15 protein-coding genes and 3 pseudogenes are annotated in these 19,205 nt (G+C 34.1%); all 18 read right to left on the reverse strand.

Annotated elements, in window-relative coordinates:
- A pseudogene (locus tag BZK24_RS02815) lies at positions 1-447 on the reverse strand (ATPase); the annotation flags it as partial.
- Positions 444-746: a hypothetical protein gene (locus tag BZK24_RS02820; RefSeq protein WP_077656500.1), complete on the reverse strand. Its 303-nt coding sequence runs from the start codon at positions 744-746 to the stop codon at positions 444-446. The pseudogene BZK24_RS02815 and the gene BZK24_RS02820, both read right to left, overlap by 4 nt.
- A gap of 1 nt (position 747) precedes the next feature.
- Positions 748-1,049, reverse strand: a pseudogene (locus tag BZK24_RS09860) (hypothetical protein).
- Entirely contained in the window at positions 1,039-1,335 is a 297-nt protein-coding gene (locus BZK24_RS02830) for a hypothetical protein (protein WP_077656502.1), read from the reverse strand. Before BZK24_RS02830 ends, BZK24_RS09860 begins: the two are co-directional and overlap by 11 nt.
- A gap of 69 nt (positions 1,336-1,404) precedes the next feature.
- Positions 1,405-2,640, reverse strand: a complete 1,236-nt coding sequence (locus tag BZK24_RS02835; protein ID WP_077656503.1) for a DNA type IV secretion system protein ComB10 — start codon at positions 2,638-2,640, stop codon at positions 1,405-1,407.
- Entirely contained in the window at positions 2,637-4,178 is a 1,542-nt protein-coding gene (locus BZK24_RS02840) for a TrbG/VirB9 family P-type conjugative transfer protein (protein ID WP_077656504.1), read from the reverse strand. The genes BZK24_RS02835 and BZK24_RS02840 overlap by 4 nt, the downstream gene beginning before the upstream one ends.
- On the reverse strand, positions 4,178-5,347 hold the full coding sequence (locus BZK24_RS02845) for a VirB8 family type IV secretion system protein (protein WP_077656505.1): 1,170 nt from the start codon (positions 5,345-5,347) through the stop codon (positions 4,178-4,180). The genes BZK24_RS02840 and BZK24_RS02845 overlap by 1 nt, the downstream gene beginning before the upstream one ends.
- Positions 5,348-5,463: 116 nt before the next feature.
- Entirely contained in the window at positions 5,464-7,497 is a 2,034-nt protein-coding gene (locus BZK24_RS02850; protein ID WP_077656506.1) for a type IA DNA topoisomerase, read from the reverse strand.
- A gap of 2 nt (positions 7,498-7,499) precedes the next feature.
- Positions 7,500-9,923 carry a VirB4 family type IV secretion/conjugal transfer ATPase gene (locus BZK24_RS02855; RefSeq protein ID WP_077656507.1) on the reverse strand — a complete coding sequence of 808 codons (2,424 nt, stop codon included), beginning with the start codon at positions 9,921-9,923 and terminating at the stop codon, positions 7,500-7,502.
- Positions 9,916-10,182, reverse strand: a complete 267-nt coding sequence (locus BZK24_RS02860) for a virB3 type IV secretion protein (protein ID WP_077656508.1) — start codon at positions 10,180-10,182, stop codon at positions 9,916-9,918. Before BZK24_RS02860 ends, BZK24_RS02855 begins: the two co-directional genes overlap by 8 nt.
- The gene (locus BZK24_RS02865) at positions 10,183-10,485 is read right to left on the reverse strand and encodes a virB2 type IV secretion protein (RefSeq protein ID WP_077656509.1); all 303 of its coding nucleotides are present in this window, start codon (positions 10,483-10,485) and stop codon (positions 10,183-10,185) included.
- Positions 10,482-12,005 carry a toprim domain-containing protein gene (locus tag BZK24_RS02870; RefSeq protein WP_077656510.1) on the reverse strand — a complete coding sequence of 508 codons (1,524 nt, stop codon included), beginning with the start codon at positions 12,003-12,005 and terminating at the stop codon, positions 10,482-10,484. Before BZK24_RS02870 ends, BZK24_RS02865 begins: the two co-directional genes overlap by 4 nt.
- Before the next feature lie 6 nt (positions 12,006-12,011).
- Positions 12,012-12,305 (reverse strand): hypothetical protein, encoded by a 294-nt coding sequence (locus BZK24_RS02875; protein ID WP_077656511.1) that lies wholly within the window; start codon positions 12,303-12,305, stop codon positions 12,012-12,014.
- Positions 12,306-12,324: 19 nt separating this feature from the next.
- Positions 12,325-13,104, reverse strand: a complete 780-nt coding sequence (locus BZK24_RS02880; protein WP_077656512.1) for a hypothetical protein — start codon at positions 13,102-13,104, stop codon at positions 12,325-12,327.
- Positions 13,105-13,218: 114 nt separating this feature from the next.
- Entirely contained in the window at positions 13,219-14,127 is a 909-nt protein-coding gene (locus BZK24_RS02885) for a hypothetical protein (protein WP_077656513.1), read from the reverse strand.
- A 108-nt stretch (positions 14,128-14,235) separates the two neighbouring features.
- Positions 14,236-16,101 (reverse strand): annotated as a pseudogene (locus BZK24_RS09560) (hypothetical protein).
- A 44-nt stretch (positions 16,102-16,145) separates the two neighbouring features.
- Positions 16,146-17,393, reverse strand: a complete 1,248-nt coding sequence (locus BZK24_RS02895) for a DHH family phosphoesterase (protein ID WP_077656514.1) — start codon at positions 17,391-17,393, stop codon at positions 16,146-16,148.
- 45 nt (positions 17,394-17,438) lie between these two features.
- Positions 17,439-19,157, reverse strand: coding sequence for a DUF262 domain-containing protein (locus BZK24_RS02900; RefSeq protein ID WP_242423414.1), 1,719 nt, complete (start codon positions 19,155-19,157; stop codon positions 17,439-17,441).
- Positions 19,158-19,205 lie beyond the last annotated feature (48 nt).

The raw sequence follows: 19,205 nt of genomic DNA on the forward strand, positions 1-19,205 counted from the left end.
GAGCCATATACCGGCATTGATAATTTGTTGGTAAGTCATGTTCTTCTCTAAACATTTTTGAGAAAGTTTAAAGCTCTCAATAGGGAATTTAAAAAGACTAGGTATTCTAATGTTGATCGCAATATTGCTATTAGCAATAACACCAGGATGTAAAGCATGCACGCGAAATTGTGTGTAAGGTATAGAAGTAGCGAGCTGTGGGTGTTTTAAATCAAACATTTGATTTCTAAAATTCGCTAATTGTTCGCAAAAAGTGATCAAGTAATCTTGACTGAACCTTTCATCAGCCACTAATCTCATAGAAGAGCCTTTAGCTAAATAAAACTCTTTTTCTTTGTTAAACATGATTTCATTGATAGGCATTTCTAAATAAGGCTTTAGATCTCTCACAAATCTTTGCAATACTAGCGGGAGTTGTTCTTGTTTAGAATTGAAAAGACCATTCATTCATCTACACCTTTTTCTATAAAACCATAATGTTGTTCGCCATTTTGAATTTTAAAGGTGTGCATCTTTTTAGCATTAATTTCTCTTTTTAATTCCAATAACTCCTTATTGATATTGGCTAACGATTTCCTATAACTCGCCAGTCGTTTGTTAGCCAATCTGTTTTTTTCCTTGTTTTCCATAATAAGAAATCTTTCTTTAATGACCTTGTCGTTGTAGAATTCTTTCTTTCTTAACAAAACTTCTCTTTTTTGTATTAGACTTTTCAAAAAGCCCAAATTCTGTAACTCATCTGCCATTCTAAACCTTTTTAGTTTTTTTGAAATGCCCTAGTTTTTTGGCACTATCTAGAATTTCCCCACTTTTAGCATCTAACTCATTATCAATAGCTTTTCTTTTGTTTAGAAGCTCTTCAAACTCTTTTACAAGACTTTCATAGCGTTCTTGTTCAGCATTTTGCACGACAACATACTTGTTATATTCCTTTAAACTCTCTTCGTAGCTCTTTTTGTTTTTAGCGTATTGTCTAGATCTTTTCACAGCTTGATCGTTCTTGCTTTCACCAATATTCTCATTAGTTTTTTAACATCATCACCAATCATTGTCATAAGTCCTTTCTATATCAAAAATAATTTCAAGCGTTTTCTCGTTTTGGATAATCTTTTTTGAAAAATGCTCTTCGGTATTTAAAATTTCTGAAACCAGCCTTTCAGTAATCCTTGCTTGCATTCTGGATCTTACCTCTTTGGTTTCATTTTCTAGGCGTTTATCCATAACTTTCCTTAATTCCATTTGCGCCTCTACTGCTTTTTTGCAAAGCTCCACATATTCTGCATCTTTGCTTTCTTCTAGAGTGTTCAATAATTCTTCTTCAGGGTTGAATTCCATTGGCAATCCTTATGTTTAATATTGTATTTTAATTTTACACTATTTAGAATAAAATTATTATAAATAATTCTATTTTGTATCATTGTTTTGCTCCTTTTCTTCATTAAAAAATTTCGCTAAGACTTCATTGTTTTTAGGGATAGGAAACCAAATATCCGTATTAGGACTAATAAAAATATGGCTTCCTTCTCTAATAGTGATAATGGGCTTAATCCTGATTTGCTCTCGCATGATTTGAGCGATAATGTTATTCAGGCTGATACCAGTTTGTCTTGTCATTTGCATCATCATGTAATCTCCAAAATAGTTTTGATTGAAACCACCCCTTTTGTTTTTCATCGCTTCGGTAAGACCGCTAGTAAGTCCTATGAGTAGCCCGTTTGACAAAGTGCTTAAGGATAAGGGGATACCATAGCGTTCCCAATATTTGTTATGGAGCGTGCCTATCATGCCGTTATAGCCCTTGACATCAGCCCCCTTAGCATCGCTTAAAATAATATTAACCCCTTGTGGCGTGATGATCCTGTTCCAAGCAATTTCTAATCGGTATTCTCCTATTTTGTTATTAGAGTTGTAATAGCCTATGGCTCTACTCCCTTTAGGGATTAAAACCGCTCTACCCATCGTTGCGTATATATCGCTCTCCACTTGAGCGACTATCTTACTCCCCCCTATTTCACTGCTAATAGGAGTGATCAGAATGGCTGGGATCATTCTGTCAGCTGTAATCGTTCTTAAAAGTTTGTTTTCACTGCTCGCTACATTTTTTCTTTTAAAATTTTTAAACCCGCTAGAGCCGTATTCTTTTTCAAGCTCTCGTTTTTCTTTGGATTTTATGTGAGAAACGCTATTTTTTATAGAAATGGGAGGTTGCGTTTCTTTTTGGCTGCTAATACGAGACGCTAAAATCACCAGGCGGGATTTTTCATCTTCGTTAGCGGTATTGTAGTTGAAGGATGGACTTTGTGGTTTAATAAGCGTTTTATTAAAATCCTTAGGCAAATTTGGTAATTTTTGCACTAGCACATTAAAATCATCTAAATCTTTTTGTGTTTTTTCTATATTCTCATTAACGCTTTTAGTTTCATCGTTTGGTTTCACTTCATTGATAGTATCTATTTTATTCTTAATACCTTCGTAAGCTTGAAACAAATAAGATGAAGTGGGGAATTTACCTTGAGAAACATTAACAGCTTTTTCTTTGATTTCTTGTTCGTAAAAAAGAAAAAACCCAGCTAACACAATCACAATAATTAATCCAATTTTTACGATCTTATGCTCTAAGAGTAAAAGAAGTTTTTTCATTTCTTGTTTTCTTTATCCCCTTTAATAGGGTTCGCTTGATTTTGTTTTAGGGGGTTATTTAGCCCCTTTTGATGCTTCTCTAAACCATCAATGGTTTTTAGTCTTTCAATATAAGGGATAGGCACGCAATATTGGGTTTTGATGGTGTGTTTTTTGAGCTTGTTTTTCAAATCTTTTTGCAAAGGCTTAGGAGCTTTTATGATGTTTTTAACCTCTTCTAAAGTTTTCACTTCTTCTTCATTTAAGGCTCGGCATTCTTTGCTTGGAGTTTGGTTTTTGATTTGAGCTAACAACTCCGTTACGCTAATGGCATTTTTAGGTTGAGGCGTAGTGTCTTCAATCAAATGCATGTTGTTTCGTTTGGCTTTCATGGCTTCATCTTGCTCTAAAAGCCTTTTTAAACGCATGAAGTCCTTAGATTTTTGGTATTTGTGCTTGTCTCTTCTCACGCACACATATTCCTTACCGCTCCTTAAAGTCCATTTTTTAGAAACATCTTCAGCAATAATGTAATTCCCTACCACACGGCTATTGATAGGATTATCATACCCATCTACAACCTTATAGGTGTAAGGAAATTTTGAAAAGGCTTGATCCCTGTCATATCTAAAATAAGTGTATTTGCCATCATCAAAGACATCTAGCGCCTTTATATCAAGCGCGTCATCACTGGGTTTTTTATAGAGCCACAAACTCCACCAAGTGCGTTTGTGTTTGGGGTTTTGCAAATAACCACGATTGATTTTAGCTTTTTCAATGAAAATGTGATTGACTTCATCTCCAATTCTTATAAACTTGCCATCATCAATTTCCTTGCTCTCATAATGGATTTTTCTATAGTCAAGCTTTTGTTTATCTTGTTGATTAGAGCTATTTATATTTGTTTCTGTTTTAGCCAATTGTTCTTGCTCTTTTTTTTCTAACTCGCTCTTAGACAGAATATTGAGCTTACCGATAGATCTTTTATTAGAGACAAACACTGAAAAATAGCTTTGAAACTTGCTGGTGTAAGTGGTGCTAAACAAGTAAAAAGTATAAATTGTTCCGCTCGCTCCAACTACGGTTAGGTTTGTATCCACCCCTATAAGCAAGGGTTTGATCACTAGCATGTTGGATAAATCGTAATGATCATTAGTGGGGTAAGTGAGTTCAAAACCGCTAGGATCTCCTAAGCTCACATAGATAATAGGATCATTATCAAAAATAAAAGTAGTGGTCATCGCATAGCGTAAGCGGATTTTGTTGGTGTTGCCTGCCACATACAAGACATTGAAATTATTGTCTTGCAATTTTCTATTTTTAGAAAAATACACGCTCTGTAGGGCCTTTAAATCCATAAGCTGTTTGGCTTTTTCTTTGTTTTCTTGTTCTTTGAAACTTTCTAAACTATCGGATTTTGCTGGGATAAGATTGTTGTTTTCTTTGCCATGTTCAAAAGAACTTGTAAGATCAGTTTCATTTGTGTTGTTCCTAAAAATATCCTCTTCAGCACGAAGTAAAGCGCAGCACAAAAATAGCGATAGAGTAAATTTTTTCATTATTGTTCCTTAACATCTTTATACTGGCTCATGTGAGGGTCTTTTTTCTCGGTATGGATAATCCTAGATTTCACACCATCGTCTTTGACTTTATTTTTCTCATCTAAATCTTTTAAAATCGCAATTTCAGTTACATCATAACCTGTAACAATAAAGCCTGTAGGGTTTAAAGACATGGAGTCAAAATTGATTTCTTGTTTTTTAAATTCAAAACTCATCACCACTTTATATCGTTTTAAGCTCTCTAATTCTCCGCTATGATACAAGCCCACTTCAATATCAATATAGGCTAAATCTTTATCTAAATAGATATTTGCAATCTTTACCTTTCTTGTAAGTAAAGGATTTGTGTAAATGCTGTCATGATAAGCGATGAGTTTTTCAAATTCATACCATACCTCATTGGAACTTTGCTCTTTAATGGTATTTTGACGCATTTTTTCATGTTGTTCAATATGAGTAATGCTTTCCCTGTTTAGCACATACGCTCCCACTAATGAACGAATAAGAGCTTTATTGGCTGTAATGGTGCTATCTGCCTTTTGAACTAAAGCAAAATTTTCTTTATTGTTAGAAAATTGCACTAAATACGGCTCTTTTTGTTTTAACGGCAACAGAACGATCATTAAGATAACAAGCAGTGCTGTTGTACCAAAGAAGAAACACGCTACATAAAAGATATAATCGCCTAATTTTTTCTCTAAATGATAGATAACGCTTGCATCTCTCACTTCTTCAAAGAGCATTGTGGGAGCAATACTTTTATTAAAGCCTATTCTGGAGAAAAAGTTTTTAAAAATTCTTTCTTTTTTTTCTTGGATTGACTCATTTTGGGGTGTTTCTTTTTCCTCTGCTTCTATCACAGGCTCTTCTACAAATTCTTTAATTCCATTGATGGTGGTTTGAGTAGGCAATGGCAAAGAAAACAAATCGTTAGGCTGGTTTTCTTTAGTGTCTTGATTTTCTTCTTTAAATTCTGTGTTGTTGTCTGCTTTAAGATTTTCTTTGTTTTCTAATTGCTTTAATTCATTTTCAATTTCTCCTAAAAGCAAAGTTTGTTCTTCATCCTCTTTTAGATCGCCCCACAAATCCATGCGTCTTTTAGTTTGTAATTCTAAATTTTTTAAACCGCTATGAAATTGTTCTAAAACTTCGCTTCTTTTTGACATCAACTAGCCTATGGATTGATTTAAGTGCAAAAAGGCACAAGGGCTTTTATACATTTCATATTGTTTGTTAGAACATCCACTTAGTGCTAACAAAATTATTCCTATTAAAAATATTCTCATTTCTTTGTCTTTTTGTGTTTATCAATCCATTTAGAGATAGCGAATTTGTCATTCAATATTTTATTGGTGGGCATTGCCAATTTGCACTCTTCACAAATTTTTTTAACCAGATTTAGTTGTTTTTGACTAGGTTTTTCTTTAACATGCTCTGCAATCCAATCAGAACATTTTTCCTTGTTCTGCAGGATTTCTTGACTGGGCTTTTGTAATTTTTTATCTTTACAAATTTTTTCTATGAGTTCAAGTTGCTTATCAGTAGGCATGTTATTGTTAGTAGATTGTGTTTGATAAAACTTGGCGGTACTTTTTAATTTGCTTATGACTTCAAGCATGAACTTTTCATAACTAGCTTCACCTCTCACGATTAAATCCAAACATTCTTCAAATTGTTTGGTAGTGCTTCCTAATTTGCTCTTATCCTTGCTTGTAAGAGCGATGAAATCCACTTCTTTATCTTTTTTGAAAAATGAAATCACTTCTAATCCTTGACTAGTAGGGGTGATAGCGTTAGTTTTTGTATCAATGCTAATATATTTACGCTTCAAAAGAAGATCTAAGAAGCTCGCATAAGTGCTAGGACGACCAATCCCCTCGCTTTCTAATAAAGGAATAAAGGCACTTTCTTTATAAGGTTTAGGACTGGGTTTTTCTATTTCTTTAATAAAAACTTCTTTTAACGGGACACTGTCATTTTCTTTTAATGAAAAGTTTTCTATTTCATTTTCTTGTTCTTCCTTGTTAGGTTCTTCTTTGCCTTGAATGAGTTCTTCAATCTCTAAAAAACCCTTTTCTTTTAAAAGTTTGAAAGAGAGCTTAAAACTCTCGCTTTTGATTTTAAAGATACAATCGTATTGATTGTATAAGGCGTTTCTACTTTGAGAACAAATTGTATTGGCATAAATAAGTTGATACAACTTCAGCGCTAATTCTTCGCTTATTTTAGCGTCACTGCACACTTTTTCTAAGTCTTTTAAAGCATGCGGATGTGTAATTCTTATGGCTTCATGCGCTTCAGCTTGTGAATTTTTACCAGCCTTATATTCCCTGTATTGATAAATACTCGGATAAATAGGTTCAAAAAACGCTTCATGCTCTTTGAGATACTCAGGACTTAAAAATTCACTATCAGTTCTGTGATAAGTGATGAGACCAACTTCAAAGAGCTTTTGAGCAAGCTGTGCGATTTCTTTAGTAGGTATTTTTAATGCTTTATTAGCTTGGGATAAAAGTTTAGAAGTGGTGAAAGGTTTTTTAGGCTCTTTATTGGATAGACTTTCTTTTACTGAAACTAGAACACTCATAGAGCCTAATCCGTCTTTTAAATCTTCTAAAAATTGAGATGCTTCATTTTTGTCTTTAAATTTAAAATCTACTAGTTCGTTTTTCTCATTCGCCCTTACATGCTTAATAATCGCTTCTCTTTCATTGTACACAATCTTAGCTTGGATTTGATAATCTACTTTTTCTTCAGCATCCAACTTATCAAAATCCCTTATTTCTTGATCTCTTTGGCAGATTAAAGCTAGAGCTGGAGTTTGCACTCTACCAGCGCTCAATTCACTAAGATTTAAACTTTTTCTTAAATAGCTTGTTAGAGCAAACCCAACAACCTGATCGCTTGCAATCCTGCCTAAGAATGATTGGTATAAATTAGTGTTAGAACGAGAAAATAACACCGCATTTTTTAAGCCCTTTTCAATACCGCTTGGTGTGATCTCATGAAATTCTGCACGATAAATTTCACTAGCTACATTTTTAATTTTTTCATAAAATTGATAACCAATACCATAGCCCTCTCTATCAGGGTCAGTAGCGATATAGACTTTTTTGTCCCTACAAGCATTGATTAAAAAATTTATTTTCTTAGCCTTGTCTTCTTTGATTTCAAACTTACAAGCAAAATTATTTTCAATATCTACGCCTATAAGGTTGGTAAAATGCCCTATAGTTGCATAAACTTCCGCACCTGTTAGTTGCTTAATCTTTTCAACCTTATTAGGACTCTCAATGATGATCACGCTATCTTTCATTCCTACTCCTTTGTCAAGTAAATTTCTTTATAATCCTTTGGATTATCTTTTTTAAGCGTTTCCAGTTCAAAAACGCTAGACGCGCTAGAGTTATACGCTCTTAAAAATTTTTTACTGGTGCTGTTTAGCTTTTCTAAATTGATTTCTAAAAATACGCTAGATTGAGTGAGAAGGTTTTTCACTAATACTTGCCTAGCGTTTAACGGCGTTTTGTTTAAAAAGGATTTTTCAATAGGACTTAATAAAATGCCATAGCTCTCTAATTTCTCAAAATTGTTTGTAGGATAGAGTATGACTTGAGCGGCGTTTTCTATAATGGACTTTGCTCCCTCTACGCCATCAAGTTGGTTAATGTCTTGAAAGGCTAAAGTTAAAACCCCATTGAGTTTTCTAGCTTGAGCGAGTGTGTCTTTGATTTTAGCTAACATGATGGGATTTTCAATAACAGATTTTGCTTCATCAATGAAGATATAAAAAGGCTTGTTTTCTAATTTAGCTCTATTTATGACTTTGTAGAATAGGTATAGCACTGCCAAGTTGAAATCTTTTTTACTACTAGAAAGAGCATCCATATCAATAACAGAAAGCTTTTTAGCAAAGTCTAAACAATCAGTAGAATGCTTGTATAAGTCTTTTGAACTCTCTTTTTCTAAAATGTCCTTGCTATCTAAATAGTCTATTTCTAGCGTGTCTTTAAAATCTCTTAGCTTAAAAATAGCACCTCCTTGTTTTGTGATATTGTTATAGCAAACTCTGATTGTTTTGGATAAAGCGCTTAAAGTCTTTTTTTCTTTTTCATCTTTAGTATCTTCATCAATATTGAGCATGAATGCCAACCAACTCACTAAAAAGGTGCAATTAGCACTTGTATCTTTTAAAGAAAACGGATTAATGTAGAAATCATTACTATCGTTGTATTGACCATCTAAAAACTCAGTCATCACACGCATGCCATTATTTCTGTCTAAAGCCAAAATACTTAAATCTTCATACTTAAAACAATTGGTGATTAAAAATTCAATTAAAGTGGTTTTACCAGCCCCTGTGCCACCAAAGATGATGGTATGCCCTGATACCATATCATTTTTTCTTTTTGCCTCATAAGCATGGAAATTGAATAAATAAGGCGATTTGTCTTGGTTTCTAAAAATAGTTAAATGGCGATCACCCCATGAATTTCTAGAAAAACCACAATTTTGTTTTTCAAATATGATTAAAGAAGCAATATTTTGACTAGACAACAAACGCTTTCTAAAATTCAAGCGATTACGATTGGGGAAAAAGCTAAAAAACATAGGCAACATGCCAATACTCTCTTGTGTGCTTACAATACCTTTTTGTTTAAGCAAGTTGGTAATTTCTATACAAGCACTATCTAAATCGGTTTTAGTTTTGGCATAAACTAAAATGTTTAAAGAAATCTCTTGCATCAAAACTCTGTCTGTTTTAATAAGGTCATTCAATTCATCAATTTCAACTCTAACGCTCTTATTCGCTCTTTTTCTTTTAGTTTCAATCCTTTTTTCAGCCTTTGTTTTAGGAATATTGTCAATGTTTAAAATCACATCAAATTCTAAAGATAAATGCAACACTGAAGAAAGAGCGGTGCTGACAATTTTGTCCATATCATAAGTCTTAATGCTGATGAAACGCTTGAAAATCTCTTTACCATTGTGAATGTGAGTGAAAAAATCTTTTTTAAAATGCACATCAGAATTGATCATGCCATCATGCAAACGACCTCTAGAAAAAGTGTATTCACTAGAAACGCCATTAATGTATTCCGCATAAAAATTAAGCAAACTATTGGCATCTAATTTTTCTACAAACAAGCCAGAAAGCATGTTTTTAACATTATTGATAATGCTGTCTAATATTTTAGATTTATCTGCTAAATTAAAATTATCAAAGCCTATGAAATAGTTTTCTTGATATTTCACTTCATCTTGTTTATCATTTTCTTGAATATTTTCTAATTCATTGGTAGTGATTTTTTTCTTAAATCGTTCCAAATAACCTTTAATGCTATCATTCTTAGTTTCAAAAATTAAGTAATAGAAATTTTGATAAACATCCTCAACCCCCTGCTCCCATAAATTGATAACCTCTAATGCAAAAGGATTGCTTATCTCCTCTTGAGTATATTCATGGTGCATGAAAATCTTACGCCTTTTAGCTACGATTTTAAAATGCACTCCATCTACAATCTCATTAAGAGCTAAAATGCGTTCATTAAATTTTTGTGCTATTTCTTTGTCATCTAAAGACAAATAAGAAATTCCCTCTAATTTAAGAGCGCCTACAAGGTTTGATTTTTCACTTAAAAGATAATGCTCATTGTAAATGCCAACAATGTTAGTTTCTTCTTTCATGCTATAACGCTTAGGAACTAGCGAGCACAAAGAATTAAAAATTTTCTCAAGCATAATAATTTCTAGCTCCTGTTTTTAAGGTGAAAAGCACATGCAAAATGGCTGTTATATCTTCATCAAAAAATTCTAAAATGTAGAATACAAACACACAACTAGCCATTAAACCCATAGCATAAAGTGGTTGGAATGAAAGTAACCATGCCGACATTAAGAAACTAACAATCCAACTATCCAAGTTTAATCCCAAAAAAGTTTCTCTTTTGCTGATTTCTCTAATGTTGGTACTTTCAACACAAACAATATGCAATGCCATCTAAAATAACCATTGACTTAAAGTTTTAGCATTAGAAATAGCAGCGGTTATAATGATAATCCCAACGCATTTCCAACCAATTTCTCCAAGCCTATCCCAATTTTTATAGGCGTAAATGCAAGTCCCAACAATGATTAGACCACCGATAGCTTTGATAAAGTCATTGCTTATGAAATCCAATATTTGAGTGAATTTTTGTTTGTAATCTGGCGCCGCCAATAAAAAACTAGGCATTAATATTGCCAAACTCATCATTCTACGAATTTGCTTAAACATTATTATTCCTTTATGTTTTGTTTTCATCTTTCATGTCCTTTGTTTTGAGATTGATTGTTGGTGTAATAGACAGAATTAGCTACATATTTAGATCCAAATCCATGATCTTGTTGGTAACCATGAAACACTCCTTGTAGTAGTTTAGGTTTTGGCATTAGATCTTGTAGTTTTTGTAATTGGTTAGCCAAGATGCTTTTTTGTGATGGTGTGGTAGTAGGGTTTTGCATTTTTTCTTTGGCATCAAATAAAAAATCTTGTAAAGTCCTATTGCTAATTTGCTTCAATCCTAATGCTTTAGCGATTTTCAAATCATCGTTCGCATCTTTGCTGATAGGCGTATAGATGTTTGGAATTTCTTTAGTATGAGCGTAAAAAATTTTTTCCAAAATAGCGTTGAATTTTCGCCCCTGTTCATCATGATCCATTGCTAAAATAACATTAAGACTTAAATTAGGAATTTTTGGTTCTTTTAGGCGTAAGGCTAGAGCGGGCTTAAAAACGGGTCTAGGGATAAGATTGTTTTTATCTCTTATGGGCGAGAAAATGGGATCATTAGGGACTTTTTTAGGGTCATTATCGTGTTTAGCTAACTCTTTAGCACGCCATTTTTCATATCTTTTTTGAAAATTTATGTAATTTTCATAGTCCTCTAACTGCTTGTTGTAGCGATCAATTTCTTTGTGGTATTCATTGTATTCCTTACACTTATAAGTGTTGATGGTATTAAGAAATTTATCTACAAATTTTTGCATTCTTTCTTCTGTGAAATTACCAATAGTAGAAATAATAGCTGTTTGATTGGGATCAAACCCTTGCATTTCTAACACGCTTAAGCCATCAAAAACGCTTTCAGCTACAATGATATTTTGAATATTTTTAATATTTTGTGGGGATAAAACTTCAAAACCCTTGATAGAACCTGCTTGCATTAAGTGTTTAGTGGGATTAGTAGCTCCTTGCATAGTGAAAGGTTTGGACAATCGCTTGTTATATCCACCCTGTATCAAATTTCCATCATCATTGACTAGATAGCAAGGCACGCATAAATTTGCATGTTCATCTTCTTTAAGTAAATGATTGTAAGGTTTTAGTAAAGTTTTATCCAAAGAGCGACTATCCAGCAAGGTGTGAAACAAATCTGAGCTTTCTATATCGTAGTAACGGAGCTTTTCAAATTGTTTCACTACTTTTTGACGCTCTGCTTCTTGTTCTTTGGTAATGATTGTATAAGGCTTGGAATTGTTATATTTGTGGTTTGGCTTATCGCTAATTTCTAAATCATCTCTGTTTTTGATCAAATCATTAAAATCTAGCCCACGATTTTTACAAAAGGCGATAATCGTGCCTTTATCTTCATCGTTATGAGTGTTGAAATAATGATAACTCCCATCAGGCTTTCTTGAAACAATAAGCGTGCCTTTAATGGTATCATACTCATTGTAAAGAGCTGGGTTATTTTTGCTTGATTTCTCTACTTTGTGTTTATAACCATTAGAGAGCAAAATCTCATCTAATGGTAAGAATTGTAAATTAGCGATATAAGCCATAGTCTTTCACCCAAATCCACTTTTCTTAATCTCTTTGGCTAATCTCATTTCATAATGTTTGGCTCTCGCATCATACAAAACACGATCCATTGCTTGAGTGAGAAATTTCATGACTTCAATCGCGGTCTCTACTTCGTTGATTTCAAATAATAATTTCATAGCGATTTCAACTTCCCTATGCACTAATTTAGGTAGATCTTTCACCAAAAAATTTTTGTATTCTTTGTTTGTAGGGTCAAAGCCTTTGGGGATTATATATTTTTGTGAAATTTTTAAATCTTTTTTGAGTGGGAATTGCATTTTTTATCCTTTGTTTTCTTTATGATGCTAAAATTTCCTTATCTATAGATAGCTCTTCTAATACTCTATAGATATTCTTTTTTACAATTGCTTGTTGGTAAGAGCACTTGATACTTGGAATTTTTTTACCAACAAGTTGATCATAAGTCAATCTATAAGAAAGACAAGGATTATTAGCCGACACAAACTCCAAAAAAATATTGTTAAAGTTTTGCATTTGAAAATGCTTAGGAATTTTCAAAAAGAATACACCGTGCTTGTTTGCGAGCTTGAATGCTCTATCTTTTAATTTCTTGAATATTTTTTTCAAATACCCACAAATTCCTAAAAAGAAGCTATTAGGTAAATTGCTCTCCCCATTCAAACCTGAATGTTCGTAGTTTTCTATTTTAGTGAAGTCATGCATAGACAAAAAAATATAACCTTTTTTGTTCTTAAAAGCAGTTAGAAATCCTGTTCTCTCTAAAATTTGGAGATTATGTCTTAAGGTTCTATCGCACCATTGCAAGCGAGTTAAGGCATAATGGCGGTTTAATGCGATTTTAGAACTTCTAGAATCTATAACGATTTCACTTAAAAGTTCCATGAGTTTTTTACAGCCTGTGCCACCAAAGAAAGTTGTATTGCTAAGAAAGTTTAATATCTTTTTAAAAAGCTTACATTCAACATAACGAGATTTGTCAAATCTGAAAGGAATAAACCTATCTTTTGAATGCTTGGAATAACAGACATTATTCGCATGCATTTCTTTTAAGATATTCGCATCTAAAACTTTTCTTTTAAAAACTCTTTCTTGCATGGTCCTAATTCCTAGATATTAATTTCTTAGAGATTAGAAAATAATTACATTCTCTAAAGAATGAGAAAAATAAAAGAGAGATTAAAAAAAAGGAGACCCCACAGGGGGGGGGGGTTATTCTTTTAACTCCGCCTCCTCTTTATCTAAATTAGCGAGATGCTCATCAACCTCTTTAGCAGTTGCTAGTCCAATATTGTTAAAAATGTCTTTTAGCAAATTTTCAGTAAGACCCGCACAGCTTAAGCCGTATTTATTGATACCGCCATCGCATAAGAGTTGCACGACAAATTTTGCCTCTTTTTTATTTTTAGGTAAAGTCATAGCCCAAAAACCATCAGGAGAAAAGTCGTTAAGTTCTTTTTCAAACTCCTTATTACCCTCCGCATACTCTTTAATCACGCCACAGAATAAAGTCGTTCCAACTCTATCCAAGTGGTCTAGTGTCTCAATCTCGCATTTTTCCTCATCTCGGTTATCAAGCATAGCACGCCACTCTGCATCGCTATGCTTATTTAAACCTTTCGTATAATGGAGAGCGGTTATAATGATAGCAGACGCTTGATTACCACTACCCTCAAAAAACATGGGAGAAAATAACGCGCCAAGCCTACTTTTTCTCTCGCTTAAAGTATAATCCTCCGCAATAATCTCAAAGCTAGTCTTATCATCAGTAGTCTCAAATCCAAAAGCGAGTTTAAACTTATCCTCTTTCTCTTTAGGCTCTTTAGGAGTTGAAGTCCTTTGCTTAACACTTGGTCCGCTAGTTACCACTTTAACGCCATCTAAAATGTTCGCTTTTTCGTTTTCAGCGTGAAGTCTCATATGCTCGGTCAATGGAACTTTATTGAACCACTTTAAGAATTTGTCGCTATTGAAAACATAAGAACCTTGTTGTCCTTTTTCACTCCTTAAGGTTACACGATTGAACCCAACGCTAATGACTTTAGCCTCCACCACTTTGTTATTGATCGTGGCTTTGACTGACGCGCCCACTTTTAATTTATTTTCATTTTGAAAACCCATAAAATACTCCTTGATAAAATTTGTTTTAAATTCCGCTATAATTGCCCGTTCAATGTTTTTTAATGTTCTTTATTTTTTTGGCATGGCTTGTTCCTCCTTGCTGTGGTTTTAATTTTGCTTAAAATTTTCATGTCTATTGCCTTTAAGATCGTTTTTGAAGGCGGTAAGCGCCATTAAAAATACAGCCGGTCAATATTTCTTCAATTTGCGATAATTCCGCATTTTTTAGCGCTTCTCTAGGCGTTTCAATGATCAGTTTAGTTTGCGATAATCGCACCCACTCTAACGCTCGCTCTCTAGATTCAAAACTCCCCAATTTCCCAATGTGGTTGAGAAACTGCTCGCTCATGGGTCTATCCATGTCAATCACAAGATCAAAGGTAACATAAAGCGACTGAACGCTCAAAGAATCCCCAACAATAAAGGTAAAATCAATCGTGTCATCAAGCGTGTTATGCTGGATATTGTCTATTAACGCGTAGTTAAGCTCTAATTTTTCTACTTGCCTTATCGCTATTACGATGTCTTTAGAAAGAGAAGCACTAATTTTTTCTAATTGTTTTAACAAATCTTTAGGCGGGATAAAACCACATTCTGCATCAGCGTCTATCACGCTTAAAATCGTTCTTTTATCCACTATCTTATCACGCTTTAAATCGTTAGCGATTTTGTTGATTTGAAGGTTTTGTTTGTAACTTTGTTTTGACGCTTTCTTTTTTTCTCGCCATTCAATGACTTCCCTCTCTTCTTGTTCTATGTCTGCAACATCAAAGATTCTAGGAAAACCATAACGATTTTTTTTCGCTCTGATAAAACTTTTAACACTATCTTCAAGATCCTTGCGAAAATCATCAAAATCATCGCTAGATTGTGGCATATAAAGCGCTTTTATTTGAGTCTTAACGATTTCATTAAACTCTATACCATTGTTTTTATCAGGGTGTTTTGAAAAGAATGCAGCTAGCTTGTTTTTAAGAGCGTTGAGAGATTGTTCTAATTGATTGGGCGTTGAGAATTTGATGTCTGAAAAGCTGTCTTGTGTCTTGTTAAAGTCCTTACCCGGTGAAGCGTTGATTAATTCTATAGGGCATTTGCTCTCACAATAACAGATCGCTTGTTGGTTAAATATTTGCGCTAACACCAATAAATAGTCCCTTAAATTAAATATGATAGTAGGCTCATTTGCGAACACCAAAAAGCTTATTTCTTCATCGGGTAAAAAAGGATCTTGCGGGCTGTCTTTCAAAGAGTTAAGCGTTTGAACAAACCCTATAAAATCACGCTTACTCTCTAAATACGATTGCAGCTTTTTCGCTCTTTCTGTATTTTGCTTGGGGGTGTATCGGTATTTACTGACAAATTCCTTACTGGATATAAAGTCTTTCACGCTCGCCTTAGCGTTATTCTTAAAAAATCTGTCCATAAAATGCTTCCCCAATAAAAAACACAACCTCCTATAAAGGTAATTATTGCCTTTAAAGAAGTCCTTAATCAAAATGGGTTTATCCCAATCCACTTTAACAGATTTGTCCTGCCAATAGAGTAAGCGCGTTTTTAACTGAGCCAGTTTATCAGCACTAGATTGAATGCAACCGCTTTTAGCTGCCACTATCAGTAATTTTTGCTCATTATGATTGAAATCTCTGTAAAAAGCGTCTTTAAAGGGTTTAAAGGCTGAGATAATCCCAAAAGGTAGTCCGCTTTTGATTTTCTCACACGCCTTTTTAAGATCATAACTTCCAATCGTTTCGCTCCCAATAGCAGAAGCTTTCGTGTTAGAAACTTCAATGGCGCTGTTTTTAGTTTTAGAGGCTTTCTCGCTCCCAATGATTTCCTTAACGAATTGCCTCGCTCTATTTTGAGCCACTTCACTAGCCACAAAATCCTTTTCAAAATCTTGTAACAAATAGTAGTATCTGGTTGGATTCCCGCTCTCATCATTCAATAACAATAAAAATCATAATCCAATAACATGTCAAGTCCTCTTTTTTAAAATTCAGCCTTAGCGTTATTTGACCTTATAAGGCTTGTAAGCTTTTGATCACTTTTTTAAAATCCTCTTTTGCAAAGCTCAACCCAAAAGCTTCCTCATGCCCGCCAGATTGTATTAAAGGAATGGTTTTAATCTGGCTTAAAAAATTCCCTCTAGCGCTACCGCTATACCCGTCTTTATTGTCTCTATAGATACAAAGGGAGCGATTGGAAGGGTATTTTTTTAAAAATCTATCAGCCACTAAATCGCTAACACCCACTTTAATAGAGCAGCTTTCATCTAAAAGAGCCACTAATATTTTGTTACAAGAAAAAATTTGAGCGTTTTCTTCGCTTTCTTTCACCATTTTCTTTTTAATGTCGTTGTATCTTTTGAATTCCTTAACATTAAAGGCGCTTAAGTGCGGATCGCTTGTGGGATTGAAATGCTTTAAAACCAGATAATGCAAATAGCTATCATAACAACCATTAAACTCTCTAGCCCCACTCAAACGGTTTAAAGCGTTGATATAATTGATGCAATTAAAGCCGTATAAGTTAGAAATTCCATCTAAATCGTCTTGGGCTAAAGAAAGATCTTTATCTTTGAAAAAGCATTGAATGCGCTCATGTTTAACTGGCGCTAAATTCAAAACCATATCCAAATTATCCCCATGATCTAAATCAATGCGATCGCTTAAAAGCGTGATAGCGATCAATTCTTCTTCTAAAGGAGTGGTTTGTATTTGAAAGATTTGATTAAACACTAAAGCGCTTGTGAAAGCCCCGCTATAATAGTTAGCGTCTTTTTCATCGTTCAGGTTAATGTAGGCGATTTTGTTTTCATCAATCCAATCAACTTCAAAACTCTTATGGTGGTCTGTGATGATGCATTGTTCAAAACGCTCTAATAAGATTTCTTGCAATTTGTTGTTAGCGGCCAAATCCGCCCCCAGGTCAGCGCTAAACAATAAGGGGTCTTTTTGAAATTGGTTTTTAATGCAATTCAAGCGGACTAATTGGTTGGTTTTAGGGTTAAAGATACAAGGTTGAGACAATAAATCGTTTATGGCTAAATCAGTGAAACCATAACCATGCGCATTCCTTAAAGGGCTAAAGAAAAAGAAATCTTTAATACCCAATCTGTAACACATAGACATTAAAACGCTGCCAGCCAACATGCCATCACAATCGTTATCTGTATAGAAAATAATGGGGCGGTGTTGTTTGGCTTCTTCTAAGAAGTTTTTAAAAATCCTTTTCTTTGCTATCTTTAATGCTTCTTTTTTAGACATTGATTATCCCTTTGTTGTTTTCTAGCCCTTATGGGTAATTTTCAATCATTCTAGATCAAAATCATCTTCATATTCCTTTTCTTGCCCTTCTATGTGTAAAATAGGCGTGATAATTTCAGACAAAAAGTCGTGTCGCTTTTGGAGAGACTTCTCGTCCCACTTCCTATAGTCGCTATACAATTCTTTAGTGATGTCATAGCAGCTAATCACTTTGCTTGGGTCTTTGCCGCCATAAATTTTTCTTTTTTCATCAAAATCCCCATTTAAGGCTTTTGCGTTCTTTTTACGCTTTAAAAGGGTTAGATTTGCGATATTATTTACCCATTTTTCTCTTTTTTCTTTGTTAAAATCCGCGTTCCATTGACTGCCTCTTTTGGGCGTTTGGGGTAAAATATGCTCCACTTGGGTTTCGGCATCCATAACGATAAAATGAGGTTTCTCTTCATCTGCCATGAAATAGTTAGCCAGGGCTAAGACAGGGCGTAACCATTTGCTAGGATAAACAGAAGAGCTCTCCCATAAATTATAGAGGTATTGGTCAAAGGTGTTATAAGATTCTATGTTATCCAGTATAAGCTCTTGGATGGTTTCAATGTCTTTATTGCTTTTAACATTTTTGATAATGTTGATGCTCGTTTGCTTGATGCGCGTGATCGTGCCTCCTGCAATCCAAGTTTGATAATAATAAGACACCAAAAGCTTTTTCAAAGCGTCAAAATCAGGGTATTTGACATGAAGGGCTGTCGTTAAAATACTGGCCCAATACCTAGAGGGAAGGTATCTCAATAAATAAATGTATCGGTCTGGTTTTTTTAACAAATCGGTATAAGATTTCATAAAAGCGCTCACATCATAGATGAATCCGCAAGCGTCTTTTTTGCTGTCTTTGAACACCTTTTTTAATCCCTTATCGGCCCTCTTTTTAGAAGCGCTAGGATCAGCGTATTCCAAATACATGTTAAAAAAGTCTTCCAAATCAATATCCACGCCCTCAACGCTCTTGCAAGCTTCAACCAATTTGTCCCAAGTGGTTATAAAATCCTTACGCTTTTCACTATCTTGTTTGATTTCTTGCATTAAACTGGATTTTAAAATATCAATAGGGCTTAAGGGTTGGCCTCTGTCGTTTAGCACCTGAAAGATTTGCATCGCGCTGTCTTGCTCAAAACAAATGATCCTAGTCAAAACAATGTGTTCATAAAACCACTCGACAAAATCATCCATATCGCTTATGGAACCATTTTCCATGATCTCATTCAATAGCTCTCTAAAATAGTAAGCGTTACGCAAATAAGTGTTTTCATCAAACTTCTTATTCCACTCGCTCTTTTTAATGTTGTCTTCAAACTCTAAATTCTTTAACACCGTGTTTTCAAAAATACTGTTGTAATTTTGAGCGGTTAAAAACTTCAGACGCTCTTTTTCTTTATCGTATTTATCATAAATACTCCCTTCAATAAAATCTTTAGATTTTTGCCCTAACCTGTGTTTATAAAGCCTTAAAATCGTGCAGGCCAAGATAATAAAACTCGTTAGCCTCTGTTGGCCATCCACAACATCCCATCTTTTATCTTTTTGATTTTCAGCGATCACAATAGAGCCGCAAAAATACTCATCTTCTCTGTTGTTGGTATAGCTGCCCACTAAATCATCAATCAAAGCCCCTAAATGATCCTTATCCCACACATAAGGGCGCTGGTAATCAGGAACCTGATAAAAATATTCAGCATCCACTAAAATTTGATAGAGTTTTTTTAACTCCACTTCTACTTTTGCCATTATCTTCTCCTTGTATTGAATTTAACTCTGTAA

The sequence above is a fragment of the Helicobacter pylori genome (genome assembly GCF_001998165.1).
Classification (GTDB): Bacteria; Campylobacterota; Campylobacteria; order Campylobacterales; family Helicobacteraceae; genus Helicobacter; species Helicobacter pylori_DL.